A 15,503-nucleotide genomic window follows, 5' to 3' on the forward strand; every position below is an offset into this window, starting at 1 on the left:
TCATCTACTCGTTCTGTGATCATACAGCGAGTTTAACTATTTTCTTTTTTCCAACCTAGAAATCAGCGAAACGTAAGCCTCTAATGTGCTTGTGGCTAAAACCTTTTTGCCTGATTTGCGCACCTTGGAAGTACCCAACTGTAACCAAAAGGTATTCACAAACGTTTTAGAGCGGCTCATCATTGAGGCAAAAGCCCAAATCAATGCCAAAAGCACTACAGCTAAGGTGTACAATAATTACAAAACATTTATTGATAGCTTTACCACCCCTGCCGACTTCACTGAACTAAGCACCCAAATCAAGGCAGACACGCAAGAGGAGTCAATTACCCCACTTGCCCAAAGCCTCATAAGAACCTATGCCAAGGCTCGTATGGAAGTGCTTGGAGTTGAGTACAGAGAGGGTGACGGGTTCAGGTTTAAAAATGGTGGTGGTAGTAATGGCGATGGCGACGAGTTTCAAGATCAAGGTGAAAACAAGCATCAAGAAGAACAAGCTGCTGCCTAATCCAAGCACATATATACATAAGGAACGCGCACGGGAGCGCGATTCAAAAAGAAGTAACCAGGCTTTTTGATGAGCTTGGTGTTAACACCCAAGATTTACCTACCAAAAAAGCCGACAAAATTTCTTTTGTCGGCTTTAGTCTTGAGTAATCATCCTATAATAGAGGGCAAAGGTAGTAATGAAGTAGAATTAAATGCCATTGATAAACAAGATTTACTTCTGAATATCTACCAACAAGTCAACCAACTCATCGAGGTGTTGAGCGTTATGAAAATCAATACGAGCACAATCACCGTTATAATACCTTTGCACACTGTCTGATAAACTACTGATAGGATGGTGTTGTATCTTTTGCCTAATATTGGTTTCGTTGAGCATTGCTACGAGGTTAATTTTACTTTTGCGAATTTTGAGGTAAGCAAAGTTTCGTTTTTTGCGTAACGAGATATAACGTTTCTGGTAGTTAAAGTTCAAATCAGGAATCTTATCGATTAGTTTGGACTGAAACTCCTTATAAGTATCTTGCACCTCTGCCGAAGCATTGTCTAAATGATAAGAAGCGTTATAACTCAGCGCGACTTGGTCAGAAGGAGCGACTGTACTAACATCATCGCTTAAATCGGCTACATCGAGCGCCTCAAAAGGAGGCGAAAGCATCAATATTTGTTCTTTTGAGTGGCTACTGCGGTACACCTTGAGTAGTTGTACCTTCACCATTTTGTCCCAAGTATCGGTATAGGTTGCCATTATTTCGGGAAGCTCTGGCTTGGGAGCATCTAATACCAACAAAATGTTTTGGCTATTGTCAAGCATATCTTTCAAAAACTTAAATACCTCACGCTTGCCAATAAAACCCTTCAGCTTTTGGTAAAGGGTTTTGTCTTGGTCAAAAATGCCATATAGTTTTTCTACCAATTTGCTTTGGCTTTCGGGGTTTTTGAAAAAAGCAAAAAACTTGGTGATTTGCGGAAAAATATGCCCATAAAAACTATGCTTGGCCAGTTCTACTTCTACTATATAAAATTCAGGGTTTTCTGGATCGTTGAGGTCTAGCAAAAAGCCATCAGGAATTACTCCCCCCAAGGCTTTAGTGTCCAGTTTTTTCTTGGTATCTACCCAAAGGGTTTGTGTGCCAAACAACGTAGTGGCTTGGTCTACAATAAGCTGCTCAAAGGTTTGCTCTTTGGCAAATACATTCTCGGTATAACGTTGCCCATTTTGGTAAAGGATTGTTTCCATTGGATTGGTTGCGTTGTAATGCTGTTAATTCATTTTTCCTGTTGAGAGATTCATTCTACCTATTCTGGCATAAACTACACTCACCCTAAGCTTGTCCCAGAGCAACGATGGCAAAAACAATGATCAATCATCATCCAAAATACTCTTTTCTTCATCTGCCGAAGGCTGATTTTTGTCTGTCCAATAGGCTTGTTGCATGTCGCCAATTGCCTGAGATTGTTGAATCATTTCAAATATGGGGTTGATGCGTTGGTTGGCGCTTTTCTCTGCTTGCTTTTTGTAATAGGTAAGGTAAGCATCGCAAGAAAAACGCGCGTCGCAGTTGCGGCATACCCTGGTGGCAAACTGCCGCTTATAGAAGTCTCGCTCGCGTAATATGCTTTGCGAAGGCGGATTAAATTTACCTGCCTCAATGCAATCTACTACTTTGCCAAATAGCTCAATGGTTTGCTCTACTCTTTCTTGCGAAAACTCAATCGGGATTAAAGGCTCCCATTTGGCAAGCTCTTCTTCTTGGGCATCTTCGTCTTCAGCAACAATTGCCTCCTTAAGCGCCTTGGGGTATGAGGTGGCTATGATAGCGGTTTCGTCTAATTGTTGGCTACGTAGAGTTTGCCATATATAGGCATATACGTTGAGTTGTTTTTCGTAAAACTCTTGGTTTGATTTTACATCTTCGGCGGCGTGGGTTTTAATGTCATACATGATGGTTTTATCCTTTTCGCGCACAATGTCTACCACTCCCTCAATGGTAAAGGGTCGTCCTTCGGGAGTTTTCTGATTGGGTAAAATCAGTTTTACTTCAGTCTCAGTCACTTTTTTTGCCACCTCGCGCATTTTTTGCCAATAAATCCACACTTGTTGCAAGGCAGTATCTTTTACATCTTCGGCAAGCCCACGCCCATAGGTAAGGCTAAGAATCTCGTAGTTTTGATCAAACCGACTAATCATAAAATCCTCTATTTCACGCTCAATACGTTCAATCTCCCTTTCAACTCTAATCTGTTCACGGCTCTTGCCTAATATTTTCTTTTTCATATCAAATCAAGGTCAAGGTTTTCGGGGTTGTCAATAATGAAATTGTGCAGGTCGTCAATGGTTTGGTGTACCAAACTACCAAAAAACATGGTTTGCGAGCGGGAGGGTACAAAACCATACTTTCTGAAAACCATGTATTGCCTTGGGCAGCGCTCATACAAGAGATAGTCGGAGGTGTAAGAGTATGCCTTCATGGGGGCTTTGGCAGAAAGCTTGGCGCTAGGGATGTAAGCCGCTTGATTTGCTCCAAGTACAGGTATTTGATGTTGGGCAAGCATTGCCTTAAACTCTTTACTGATGCCTCGTTTATAATTGGCTACAATCAATAAATTTTCGGCGCGTGACAATGCCACATAAAACATACGAGCCTTGTCAAACTCGTTCATGCGGGCGAGCGGTTCACCTTGGTTGCCCAGCAAGGGTTTCATCAACTCTTCCATTCGGCGTACGCCTCCATCGCGGGTAGAGGTGTTGCCTAATACCACCACTGGAAACTCTAGCCCCTTAGACTGGTGAATGGTAAGAAAAGGGATACGCCCTCGTGGAAAGGGGTCTTCTGAGTTTTCGAACTCGGTTTCCCCTTTTTTGTAAATGGTATACCAAAAACGAATAAAAAAGGCGCGTTTAAAGCTTTTGCTTTCTAGGTCTTTGGCGCGCAATACGGTTTTGTATAACTCTAAAAAACGCGAGATATACCCCGTGAGCAAACCTAGGTTATAGATAGGACCTTCGTCTATTTGCACATCGCTTCTACCTGCTGCATCCATCATTGTTTTAAACTCTTTGAAAGCCAGTATTTTGTAAAACAAGTCGAGTGGGTTCCAATTGAGCGAGGTGGCACGGGTAATCACATCTCTGAGGGTAAACGATGCCTTGCCACCTTCATCCATTTGTTTTTTGAGTTGCCTGAGCAAGTAAGTGCTTGACAAGCTTTTGCGGGCGCTGGGCGATATGCTTGCCTCTTTGAGTTGGGCGGGCATTTTCTCAAAGTCATAGGCATCGTCTAGGTTCAGTTCGTTGCTCGTCTCTACCTTTGCTATCAAAGCCTTGTAGTCGCTCACACTGGTAGCAATTTCATTGCGATGGTGTTCTACCAATGCCTTCAGCCCTGCATCTTGGCGCATAGCTGCACCTGCTTCGCTATATACTTCTTCCATCCAGTCGTGGTAGTTTTTAAAATCGCCTCGGTTAAACTCTGGGTCGCGTTCAGGCTTGCCAAACACCCTTAGAAAAATGCCCATAATGTTACGAGCTTCGGGCAACTCCAGAAAAGGTTGGGCACGCGGAGCATAGGTACGCAAACCTAGGCTCTCAAGGGTGGCTTGAGCCTTGGGCACTTGAGTACTGCCCAACGAAGGAAACAAGAATGCCACTTGATTGGGGTCTTCTATGATTTGTTGGTTGAGCAATGTCTGGATAAACTGGGCAATTTTTTCGAAGCTTTGCTCAGGCTCTAGGTAGGCGGTGGTAAACACCGAAGCTTGGTTGTCGGTACTATGGGCGCTTATTTGCTTGGTATGCACGCGGTATTGTTGGGTGGGGTCGTCTTCTTTTTGCCAATTGGTTTGCCCAATATAACTGGTATAAAAATCTACAATTTTTTTGCGCGAACGGTAATTAATGTTCAAAGGTATTTTAGTGACAGGCTTGCCCTTGGGGTAATACCGTTTGCAGCGCTCTTCAAACTCCACAAAATTCTCAACGGTTGCCCCTCGAAATCTATACAAGGCCTGGTCATCGTCGCCCACCACGCAAAGGTTTTGGGTCACTTCGGCAAGTTTAAAAAACAGCTTTTCTTGAATGGTGTTGGTATCTTGGTACTCGTCAATAATCACGTATTTAAACTTCTCGCTTGCTTCACCTTCAAAAGCTTTCATCACTTCTAGCCCTTTTTGCTGTACCAATGAAAAGTCGAGTTTTTCTTGCCATTTCTCTTGCAACGAGTCAAGGTAAAAAGTATACATCTTTACCATTTTTTTCATTGGCTCTTCGGTCACTATCTTGTCGAGCGTTGCCACATCCAGGCACTCTTCGGTAAAGCGGTTGAACAACGCCATAAGGTGCATAATGGCGTTGTACCTCGACACCCCTTTTTTATAGTTTTCTGCCAAGTAGTCGTTGATGTATTGGTTTTGCTCTTCGTCGGGCAAGTCGTTGAGCCCACCTGCAGCAATCATTGCCGTCCATATCTTTCGGTTCGAGATATGAAAGTATTGTTCTAAATCATCTATAGGGGTTATTTTTTTATCAGCGCCTTTTTTTTGCCCAAACCTACGGTCGGTAATGAGGCGATTGCAAAGCGAGTGCACCGTGCCCACATACATTTTAGAGAGGTCGAACGTTTGGTTGGTTCGGTTGGTCACTAGCCCCAACAAGCTTTGCAAACCTTCTTTGAGTTGAAGGGCGGCTTTTTCGGTAAAGGTGCCCAAAAAGATGTGTTCAGGAGCTACTTGTTGGTGCACAATGAGGTAGAGACATTTCCAAAGCAAGACTCTAGTTTTTCCAGAGCCAGGACCCGCTGTCAAAAACAGAGGACCATCGGTGTGTCTAATGGCTTCTTCTTGCGATTGGTTGGGCGTGAAGCCTACTGCTTGCCATAAGGCTTCGATGCTAGGGGTTTGATCTGGCATAGAATAGTTTTGATAGTGTATAGATTGGGATTTGTTTTAGCTGGTTTAAAACTAAGGTTTTTTTCGGGAAAAGCAATCATGTAGGATGAAGTCTTTAATTTCTTCCCCACGTTTTCACTCTAAACTTAGCACTGAAACATCGAACTAAACACGCCTAAAAACCATCCTCAAGTTCGAACTCCCCGCCATTGCTTGTGTCTCCACAAGCAACCCCAAGCCCGTGTACCGATAGCAAAGAATGCGCATTGTGTTGGTCTGGCTGAAGCCTTAAGACCAACACAGGAGGTAGTTTTTTGAGTTGGTTGGACTGTGGATAAAATAGCCCTATATTGAAATTTTCAACCTTTGACACAGTTCACTGAACGCTCTACTTTCTACTGAAAACAAAAATGCCTGACAAAACAACTCAGGCATTTTTTATTTTACGTATAGCATAATACATTATTTTCTACTACTCAACCTCTCCTTCAACTCCTCATAACGTTCCTTCAACAAGTCTGCTTTATCTCGTTTAGTCAGCTTCACAATTTCACCCTCTTGGTCGCGCAGCTTGTATGTCTTTAGCGTAGTTTCTTTAATACTTACTCCTGTTTTGGGAGATAGTTCGTGATGAATTAGGCTGATTTTAGTAGGACTTTCATCGTCAGGAATAAATTGTTTCATTACTTTAAAAGCTTGTTTTGCTTCTTCCTGAGTGTCGTAAAACTTATACAAACAAAAATTGTTTTCTTCTATTTCTAGGCGAACCTCATAAAAAGGTTCATAATTATTTACTTCTTCCATTGATAATGTTGTTTACAAATCTGTTAAGTTTACTTTAATACAGGTTTTCAAACCTGCGTTAAAAAAAGCGCTTAAGGACAGTCGGGTCGCTTGTGGGGACACAAGCAACGGCGGAGAAATCTACGCCTTACATGCTTGATTAGCTGCTTATACAACAAGGTGTAAAAACCCTGCACCTAGAGCCCAGTTCCCAACACCTTGCAGGGACTCCCGACTAATCCCCCTTAGGCAACCACCACCTTACAGGCTCTTGGTCGGTTACTTGGCGATAGTCTATGCCCAGTGCCTCGAAATACTTTTCGGCGCAGGTGATTTTGTGTTTTTCGTGCTCAAAGCGCAGCGCCTCCTTGTCGAGCGTGCCCTTGGTTTCGCGCACCAGCTCTAGGTAACGGTCGCCGTTGTCGGCTTCTCTTATCACTCCCCAATCGGGGTTGTAGTTGCCCAGTATTTTGGGCAGGCTAATCTTAAAGCGGTTCGGAAACTTAAAGTACACCAATATCTTGTCTTCAGGTATCAAGCGGTTGTTTACAAAACGACGCTCTACCTCCGAGTCTATTTGCACCTTGCTATAGAGCGACTTTTCGCCCCCGTAGATCAACTCCTTTTGCACCTTGCGGTCAGCGGCAGGAAAAAACACCTCCATCTGCTCATCAAAGGCTTCGGGCTCTAGTACTTCTTTCACCTCAAATCTGATAGAGTGTGCCACATGCTTGCGCAATATTTTGCTGATTACCTCTATAAAAATAGAGGCAAAGGTTTCGGGGTTTTGGATAAAAGCCTTTTGTTGATAAGAGGCAATGCCTTGAAAAATGGCGTTGATCGTTTTGCGGGTAAGCTGGGTAGCTTCAGCGGCGCGTTCTATGAGGTTAAACACGGGAAAACTGGCTTCTACCACTTTCTCACTTTTGAGTTTGAGCGCTTTGCCTACCACATACAAACTTTGGCGAAAGGGGATTTCTTGGGTCACCTCTTTGCCGCTCTTAAACTGTACAAAAGGGTCATAAGCATCGCGGTCTATTTCTACCACCTCAAAGCCCGTAAATACGTTTTCTTCTAAGCTGTATTTATCATAAAACGATTTTTTGAGGGCGCGGTCTAGAGTAACGCCCTCTGCCACTTTCACTTCTTCTCTGACATGCCTTTGGCTATTTTGCAACAGGGTAAAATTGAGTATTGCCTTGTTTCTTGCCGTAAACTCCTTGATAGAAATATTGAGTTCGGCAATGTCGAGTTTGCCCTTGCTGGCGTTGATCTGCACTTCAGGAAACGAAGTTTTGTCTAGGCGCTCAATACAATCGGCAATCAAAGCCTTCGAGTCTAGTGCAATGCTGTAGTTTACTTCCTTTGTGAGCTTTTGCCAAAACTGCTTGAATTCGGCCAAGGCAAACAATTGTTTGTTGAGCTTTACATCGCCTGTTTTGGCATTGGTGGGGCGGGGGGGACGTCCTCCAGTTTTGCCGCCATCATACTCTTTTTGCAAGTTTTCTACATAGTCTTTGTAGGTATCGTTTGCCACCACTGTCAAAATATTTTGTTCGGGCTTGTCTTCTATGCGCTCCCCGCTTTGGTTAACACACAAACGCAGTCCCCGCCCAATCTCCTGGCGTTTTTTGATGTTGGACACCGATTGGTTGAGCGTGCAAATTTGAAAAACATTGGGATTGTCCCAACCTTCGCGCAGGGCAGAGTGGGCAAAAATAAAAGCTACAGGGGTGCCTTGGTTGCCTTGGGCAAAAGTGAGCAAACGCTCCTTGTCTTTCATAATCAGCTCATAGGCGGCTTTTTCGGCTTTGCGCTCGTCGGCTTTACTTGCCTCTTTGTCTACATAAATGGTTTGCCCCTTCTTTTTATAAGATGCAAAGTAAGACCCTTGCACTTCAGCGGCGCTGTATTGGGCAAAAAAAGCATCGTCTTTGCGCAGCGCTTCATATTCTTGAGCAAACAAGGTTTTGATGATGCCTTCGGGCTGTTCTTCGTTGCCTATATAGTTTGCTACCCTATCTATAAAAAAGAGCGACAATACCTTGATTTGGCTTTTCAGCAATTTCTTTTGTAGCCTAAAGTGCTCGCGGATGGTTTCGCGGATTTGTCGTCTAAAAATAGCGGGTTTGGCTTTTTCTAGAGTTTGAGTGGTCAGCAATTCGCCATTTTCAAAATAGATGGCTTCTTGCCCTTCTTCGGCGATGATGTTTTCTATCACATAGCCCTCTGCGTAGTCTTTGTTTTTGGTAATGGCATATAAGTCTTGTCCTTGATACACATTGCGTTCTTCTGCCGTCTTTTTGCCCTTGTTTGCCACTATTACTTTTATTTTTGCAAATATGCGTCCTCCCTTTTCGCTATCTGCCCCTAACAACACCAGCTCATTGTTGAGCGCACTAGAGGGCAAATCTACCCCCACTACTTGTATTTTCTTGACCAGGTTTTGGTAAGCAGCCTGGGCGGGCGAAAGTTTGTATATCAGGTTTTGGTAAAAGCGGTGGGTGGCACTATAGCGCAAGCCAAACACAGGTTGCAGGGTGCGAATGGCACTCTTGGCAAGGTCGGTATTGTCTACGCTTTGGGGTTCGTCTATAATCAATACTGGCTTTACGGCTTGTATGTATTCGTGGGGCTTTTTTTCTCCCGCCAGTTTTTCGGTGCCCTTATAAATATTGTTGGTTTTTTTGTTGAAGGCGGCTATAGTCATGAGTAATATTTGGGGCAAGGGGCTTTCGCCAAAATCACGCAAAGCGCTCACCTTATCGCCGCTGTATTGCACCAATTGTATACCCGTGCCCCCGTGCAAGGTGCGCAAATCGTCACGCATTGCTTTGTGGGCGCTCAATACGCCTTGGTAAATAGCTACGCTGGGTACCACAATGATAAATTTATGAAAACCCAGCTCTTGATAAAGCCGATAAATGGTGCGCAAATACACATAGGTTTTACCTGTGCCCGTTTCCATCTCTATCGAAAAGCTTGGAAATCGCCAAACATCACTGCTTACCCCTTTGAGCATTTGCCCGTCGTCGTGGTGGGCATAATCGCCCATAGGCAAATCGTTTTTTTCTTGCACCAACTCCATCGGAATGTCAAAAAAGTGGTTGTTGCCCAATTCTTTTGTGTAAGGGTTGCACACCATCGCCCCTTGTTGTTGCAAATGGGTTTGCTCTTTTGCCAAGGCATTTTTCTTGGGCAAGTCCTCAAAAAGCGCCATAACACTCTCAATGGCATCGAGCTGGTATTGGTGGTGATGGTTAAATTTAAACTTCATTGTTTTTATCCAATTGGTATTGCCTAGTGCGTTTTTTTGTCAATAACTATATTTCACTGGGTTCGATGCCCCTCGTTTTCTGTATTTGGCAGGTACTTGTTTGTTAAAATACAGGTTTTTGATGCTTGGTTCAGCTTCTTTGCCCTCAAAAGCAATGCGCATGCTTTTGTCGCCGTCTCGGTGGTATTCATACCATCGTTGGGGCACAAATACCCCCACAACCAAGCCCTTGTAATTGGCAAGTACTACTTCAGCTTTTTCTGCCCTTGCTTGCGACATTCGCCAAGCCTTGCGCGTGGCTTCATAAATACTTACTTCTTCGTTGGCGCTTACGTTGATATTAATAAAAATGAGTTTATGCTTCACTTCTACCTCTTGCACCGAATATCTTTGCTCAATCTCGGAGGCGTGCATAGGACCAAAGTCGTTGCTACCTGTGCCGCCCATAATGTTGGTGAGTCCTGGAATGGCATCAATCAAACAAGCTTCTACCTCACACGCAGTTGAATCATCCATCCCGTGGCGATGGATGACGTGAATTACCTTCAAACCTACATTTCTTATTGCCCTTATGCGCGACAGCTTCAGGTCTGGCTTTTTGTTTTCATCGTCATCGTCTTTTTGGTCATCTTCTGCCTCAATAGCTTGCGCAGCTTTAGCATGGTCAAACACCCTATTGTCTTTGCCCTTGCCCACATAAAAAGTCTCCCCGTTTCGAGGATCAATCAAACGGTACACATAATAATTGAGCTTGTCAATTACTTCTGGCGAGAATTTGTTCATCATATTGTTTGTGTTTTACAGTCAATGGTGGCTGACGCATTTTGTAAAGTTGCCAACAAGTAACCAACCAAAGGGAGCACTGCACCAGTATTGGTCTACCAACTCCCAACTACCCACTTGTTGCTTGTAGCTAATAGCTTGAGGCTGCAAAAGCTCCCAACTCCCAACTATTGACTCCCAACTATCACCTAAATCGTCTCAATCAAACCCGCGTCGCTAAACTGCAGCTTTATTTGGTCGCTAATAGCTTCGCCTCGACAAATAAAAGTATGCCCCACTACTTGCCTCAGCTGTTGGGCAGTGTTGGGGTGCATTTGGTCATCGAGGCACACCAACACCCCCTTGCCACTGGCGGGGTCGGTCACTTGCCACACTGTGTTTTTGTCAAATTGGGCGGCGTGTATCGTGGGCAGGTCTAAAGTAAAACCCTTTTGCAAAAGTATTTCGGCAATGATGTTTTCTTTGCTAAAACCCGCTTCGAGGCGAGTGTTGGCGGCTTCTTCAAATGCGATACCCAGTTGGGGTACATCAGGCGTGCCTTGGGGAGCTTGCCATTCTTTAAAGTTAGATTGGGCAAGTTGAAAAGCCTTGAAGCCCAAGTCGGTTTGGGCAATGTGGGCTATTTTTTGGCGGCAATCTTCTATGGCAGTGCTTTGCTGAGCTATTTTTTCTTCTAGCTTTTGCAAGGCTTTGGGTTTGGTAGGGGAGGAGTTGCCGTTGTCAAACAAAGTCAAGTCTATATTTTGCTCAGCCACTAATTGGTCTTTCTCATTTTTGAGCATTTGCAAGTCGTCTTCTAGCTGCATCACCTCTGCCTCTAGGCTGTTTTGTTCGGCTTGTATCTTTTCTATCACCTTGCGAATGCGGTCTTTGCTGATTTGGGCAATGTGTTCGTAACCCGCCTTGCGTGCTTCACTCTTGGGTGGCGTTTCTTCTTCTAGTTGTACCAAGATAAATTTGCGGTTGCCGCCATCTTCTTTGTTCAACTCCATCACGGCTTGGGCAGTGGTGGCAGAACCTGCGAAGAAGTCGAGGATGATGTCCTGAGATGTAGTAGCTTGTTTAATTAAAGTTTGAATTAATTTTACTGGCTTGGGGAAGTTAAATATTTTCCCCCCCATAACTTCTGCGATATCTCTTGTGCCATTTGTCGTAAATCCCACATTACCTGATTCAAGCCAAGTTGAAAACCCTGTCACAGTCTGATTTAAGTTGCTTAGGAATTTCTTTTCTCTAGGTCTACCTGTCACCTTTTTTGGAAAAAGAATCCGTCCCTCCTCAATCATTTTTAAAACATTCTCCTTGGACTTAGACCACCCCCTGTTAGGGTTAGGGGGATAAGATAAGTTCGTTTTGGGATCTGCAATATCATAGTGTAAATTAGGGCGCTGATCTTTAGTTGCTAAACCAGATAAATCTATACTTGCCCAAGGACCTCTTGGATCATTGTCAGGGTTTTTATACTTAGAAAGATCTATTGATTTACCCAGAAATTTTGTGTTTTCAGATTTTGAGTATAAAAGTAAATATTCATGATCAGATGATACATTACTTTGGTTTCTATTATCTGCATTTTGTCGTCTTTTCCAAAGTAGTATGCCCATAAAATTCTCCTCCCCAAAAATTTCATTCATCAAAGCCCTTAAATTATGTACCTCATGATCGTCGATAGAAACGAAAATAACGCCGTCATCTTTGAGCAAAGATTTCGCAATTTTGAGGCGTGGGTACATAAAGTTGAGCCAAGTAGCGTGAAACCTCCCCGAATCTTTTTTGTTGGAATGCAGGTTTTTACCCGCCTTGTCTATGTAGTGGCTTAGGTTGTCTCTAAAATCATCCTCATACACAAAATCGTTTCCTGTGTTGTAGGGCGGGTCAATGTAAATCATCTTTATTTTACCCAAATAAGACTTTTGCAGGGTTTTGAGCACCTCAAGGTTGTCGCCTTGTATAAACAAGTTTTGGCTGCTTGCTTCGTTTACTCCTTCGCCCACCAAAGGACGGAGCGTGCCCTTGGTGCGTGCCATCGCCAGTTTGCGGGCTTGGCTTTTGCCTGTCCAGTTGAGCCCCCAAGGTTCTGCTTTTTCTTCGTCGTCTAGAGTTTGGTCGCCCAAGAGTTCGCGCAAAAGCTCAAAATCAATTTTGCCATCTTTTATCACTTCAGGCGCTAGTTGTTTGAGCCCCTCTATCAAGGGTTGGTTGCCCAAACCGTGCGCCTCCAATGGCATCTCGCTGATTCCCATATTTGAATGTATATCTGTCTAAATCTGAGTAACGTGTGTGTAAACAATCCTTGCTTCGGATTTAATCGGTAAGTTGATAAAATGCGTGGAGATTTGAAAGTTTTGGGTGAGGAAAGTTAATAGTTGGGAGCTTTTACAGCTTCAAGCTATTAGCCTTTAGCCATTAGCTTGAGGCTGCTTTACAAGCAACTAGTCAAGCGTATAGTACCTTGATTTTTAATTGTTTATAAAGTCGGGAGTGGAGTTGACGCGATTTAGTCCACCGTCAATGGGCAACAGGCGAGGGTGGTTGATACGTGTGGTTGAGCTATTGCTTACCAAGCCCCTTTTTTTATGTTTGCTATGTGTGCATGGCTTCTACTAGGAGCCACAACTGGTATTTAATAATTATAAAGTGATTTTTCTATTAAAAAGTTGTCAATCATTAAACACACTTGTGTAATGATTGATTAGAATATCGGTGAGCCGTTACTTCCCTGAATCAAGTTCGGTTCACAACTCCGAGCTTGCTCTCGGAGGATCATGGATTTTCTACAGGTAAAAAAGTAACCAAAAAACCTCCGAATCAAGTTCGGCTCGCAGCTCCGAGCTTGCTCTCGGAGAGTTCAAGCACCGCAGCTGTAGTTTGTTTTGCCTAAATCTGCTCCACTACGCCGAAACTGCTCAAACTCGCTTCGCTCAAACAGTGATCAGTTTTTACGGCTTCGTTTCACAGATTCCCCGAATACAAGTTCGGGATTTTCAACTTAACGGCAACAAACTAAGGCTGAGTCCAGCTGACGCAACCACTATTACTCGATTATTAAAAAACAAATACCTGTCCTACAAGAAGCTATTAAGGAAAGTCTGAAAAAAACATTTGCCGCAATCCTTACTATTACTGCATTTTTATTTCCTCTCTAATATCTATATAAATAGGCGCATTTTGAGGCTTTTGCAAGGTTAATTTATGAGTTTTATTTGATGGTTGCTGCCATAACGTTTACTTTTGACTTGTTACACAAATTATTGAATGTTCTACTAAATCCTTAAAACCAATGACTTCTCCCCCTATTTCAGATACCCATGACGTAGCAGAAAAAGACTATCATGCAGTTCGTTATTTTCAGTTTGGTAACAAGCCCGATGCAAGCTACATTCTTACTTCTGACCCCTTAAGTTATCTCAAAGCTTGGTTTGACAATCGTATTAGTCAAGAAACAGAAGAGAGTAAAAAACAACCACTAAAAAAAGCCAAGTACTTTGTAAACCTTTCCCAAGAGTTTTATACGGCTTTTCTTGCAGTAAAAATGCCCTCAAAAGGAGTACTTCTTTACTATTCATTTCTCAATTTAGTAAAAGCCTACCTGTCTGCCAATGGTAGAGAAATGGAAACTACAGAACAGGAACATCATGGTTTATCTTTGAATAGCAATGGTAATGGTCTTAAGCTGGCAAAATCAAGTGGGCAAGGCAAGGGTACACTCATATTCCAAACATTTGCAGAATTGCTGGAACAGCCAGTGCATTCGTCGGCAGGAGATATTCTTATTGATGATATTCTTCAGTCATTGATTGAGATTCATGGTTTAGGAGCTTCTCTTGATAGTTGGCAGGGCAAACCCAAATATTTACCCATTGACTTGCATATTATGTGTAAAAACAGAAAACAACTTTACTATGAATTATCTTATGATAAAAAACAGGACAAGCGTTTAGATACTACAAAACTCAAATCTGTTTCCGAAATCATCAAGGATGAAGTATTAAGTAGTCAAAATAACAAGTCTTATTACAAATCAATCAAGTTCTTCGATTATAACAATGATGATCAAGGTTGGAAAGATGCTTATCAAAACATAGTAAAAGAAGTTAACAATCTTAATATCACTACTTTGCTCACCCGTGGCGGTTATCGCTATTACCTCTACTTAGGCACGCCAAGGCTTCATAGGTTATGTAATACTCTAGCATTTGCTTTCTATATTGGTAGTGTTGCCCGTTACCGCCCAACCCTCAACGAAACAATGTTGAGAGGTAAACACAGAGCCATCATAGAAGAAGCTGTCAATGCTTGCCCCAAACAGTTTTTTTATCATTTGGCAGGTCATATCACCCAAGAAGTTTATGTAGTACCTATGACAAAACTAGATTAAATAGATGAATCCAGCGTTTCAGCACCATAAAGAACCTTTGTTGATAAAGGATACTCTCCGTATAATGCAAAAGTTAGGCATTAAAGCAAGACCTAATTATCAAAAAGATAGCAAAATTGTATACGAGGGACTCGCAAGTTATGAGGGTTTAGCAGGTTTTGAAGTTTTCTATTTTAATGTTCAGGAACAGAGTAAACCTGAACTCATGTTTTACATTGATCCAAGAATTATTTTCAGGCCTGAGCTAGAAAAAGAACTAAAGGTATTTGAGGATACACCCAAAAATGTAAAAGCACGAAGTGTTTTAGTACACGAATATACCCACCTTTTGCAATGGGGAACTTATGAAGAGCTTCATCTAAAGTATGGCTATATAAGCCATGACGAAGATTTTGAAATGTATGTATCTCAAAGAATAGAATTTGAAGCCTGGACAACTCAAGCTTGGTATTATTTAGAGCATATGGCTCTACAAGAATTAAATGATATTTTAGAACTCGGTTTAGCCGAACAAGAAACGAGAAAACAGCTAATCAATCGTTTTTGTGTCTTGGATGGGAGTAAGCCTATATTTAAGCTAGTTTAATGAATTGCTTGATAACAGACACTACCTTGAGGTATCTTTGAAACGGTTCACAAGGTTTGCAATATGCCAACTAATTTGCGTATGGCAAACTTTACTTTATTGGGGAGTTTTTGCTGGCGAAAACATATTTTGCTTATGGAGGAAAGTTTCTGGTTTTAGGAGTAGGTTTTATATCAACATGTTCGCCATAATTAATGGCAACAATTATTGGTAAAAAAAAAGGGCTTGTTATTTTGAATTTGGAGAAACAAAATAAACACAATCCCTTATGTTAGAACTAACATTTTTGGAGGGTTTACAAC

The 15,503-nt window shown here is 42.5% G+C and carries 11 protein-coding genes; 3 read left to right on the forward strand and 8 right to left on the reverse strand.

Annotation, left to right across the window (positions count from 1 at the left end):
• Positions 1-91: 91 nt before the first annotated feature.
• Complete coding sequence (locus Q0954_RS28700; protein WP_299463552.1) at positions 92-508, forward strand: hypothetical protein; 417 nt, start codon at positions 92-94, stop codon at positions 506-508.
• A 213-nt stretch (positions 509-721) separates the two neighbouring features.
• Here the strand turns inward: Q0954_RS28700 and Q0954_RS28705 are convergent, their stop codons facing one another.
• From Q0954_RS28705 to Q0954_RS28740, 8 genes are all read right to left on the reverse strand, one after another.
• Complete coding sequence (locus Q0954_RS28705; RefSeq protein ID WP_299463555.1) at positions 722-1,747, reverse strand: DUF5655 domain-containing protein; 1,026 nt, start codon at positions 1,745-1,747, stop codon at positions 722-724.
• 123 nt (positions 1,748-1,870) lie between these two features.
• Complete coding sequence (locus tag Q0954_RS28710; RefSeq protein ID WP_299463558.1) at positions 1,871-2,785, reverse strand: PD-(D/E)XK nuclease family protein; 915 nt, start codon at positions 2,783-2,785, stop codon at positions 1,871-1,873.
• Positions 2,782-5,415, reverse strand: a complete 2,634-nt coding sequence (locus tag Q0954_RS28715) for an ATP-dependent helicase (protein ID WP_299463561.1) — start codon at positions 5,413-5,415, stop codon at positions 2,782-2,784. Before Q0954_RS28715 ends, Q0954_RS28710 begins: the two co-directional genes overlap by 4 nt.
• Positions 5,416-5,569: 154 nt before the next feature.
• Entirely contained in the window at positions 5,570-5,767 is a 198-nt protein-coding gene (locus tag Q0954_RS28720; protein ID WP_299463564.1) for a hypothetical protein, read from the reverse strand.
• A gap of 89 nt (positions 5,768-5,856) precedes the next feature.
• Positions 5,857-6,198, reverse strand: a complete 342-nt coding sequence (locus Q0954_RS28725; protein WP_299463567.1) for a hypothetical protein — start codon at positions 6,196-6,198, stop codon at positions 5,857-5,859.
• 214 nt (positions 6,199-6,412) lie between these two features.
• Positions 6,413-9,454: a DEAD/DEAH box helicase family protein gene (locus Q0954_RS28730; RefSeq protein WP_299463570.1), complete on the reverse strand. Its 3,042-nt coding sequence runs from the start codon at positions 9,452-9,454 to the stop codon at positions 6,413-6,415.
• A gap of 39 nt (positions 9,455-9,493) precedes the next feature.
• Entirely contained in the window at positions 9,494-10,240 is a 747-nt protein-coding gene (locus Q0954_RS28735; protein WP_299463573.1) for a hypothetical protein, read from the reverse strand.
• Positions 10,241-10,425: 185 nt separating this feature from the next.
• Entirely contained in the window at positions 10,426-12,480 is a 2,055-nt protein-coding gene (locus tag Q0954_RS28740; protein ID WP_299463575.1) for a DNA methyltransferase, read from the reverse strand.
• A gap of 1,037 nt (positions 12,481-13,517) precedes the next feature.
• Between Q0954_RS28740 and Q0954_RS28745 the strand changes: the two genes are divergently transcribed.
• On the forward strand, positions 13,518-14,615 hold the full coding sequence (locus tag Q0954_RS28745) for a YaaC family protein (RefSeq protein WP_299463577.1): 1,098 nt from the start codon (positions 13,518-13,520) through the stop codon (positions 14,613-14,615).
• A 4-nt stretch (positions 14,616-14,619) separates the two neighbouring features.
• Entirely contained in the window at positions 14,620-15,201 is a 582-nt protein-coding gene (locus Q0954_RS28750) for a hypothetical protein (protein WP_299463579.1), read from the forward strand.
• Positions 15,202-15,503: the final 302 nt, after the last annotated feature.

The organism is uncultured Microscilla sp., from assembly GCF_947493425.1.
Taxonomy (GTDB): Bacteria; Bacteroidota; Bacteroidia; order Cytophagales; family Microscillaceae; genus Microscilla.

Coding starts and splice junctions, on each gene's coding strand:
- Q0954_RS28705 (WP_299463555.1), bottom strand. CDS start 1,747: ATGGAAACAATCCTTTACCAAAATGGGCAACGTTATACCGAGAATGTA.
- Q0954_RS28710 (WP_299463558.1), bottom strand. CDS start 2,785: ATGAAAAAGAAAATATTAGGCAAGAGCCGTGAACAGATTAGAGTTGAA.
- Q0954_RS28715 (WP_299463561.1), bottom strand. CDS start 5,415: ATGCCAGATCAAACCCCTAGCATCGAAGCCTTATGGCAAGCAGTAGGC.
- Q0954_RS28725 (WP_299463567.1), bottom strand. CDS start 6,198: ATGGAAGAAGTAAATAATTATGAACCTTTTTATGAGGTTCGCCTAGAA.
- Q0954_RS28730 (WP_299463570.1), bottom strand. CDS start 9,454: ATGAAGTTTAAATTTAACCATCACCACCAATACCAGCTCGATGCCATT.
- Q0954_RS28735 (WP_299463573.1), bottom strand. CDS start 10,240: ATGATGAACAAATTCTCGCCAGAAGTAATTGACAAGCTCAATTATTAT.
- Q0954_RS28740 (WP_299463575.1), bottom strand. CDS start 12,480: ATGGGAATCAGCGAGATGCCATTGGAGGCGCACGGTTTGGGCAACCAA.
- Q0954_RS28745 (WP_299463577.1), top strand. CDS start 13,518: ATGACTTCTCCCCCTATTTCAGATACCCATGACGTAGCAGAAAAAGAC.
- Q0954_RS28750 (WP_299463579.1), top strand. CDS start 14,620: ATGAATCCAGCGTTTCAGCACCATAAAGAACCTTTGTTGATAAAGGAT.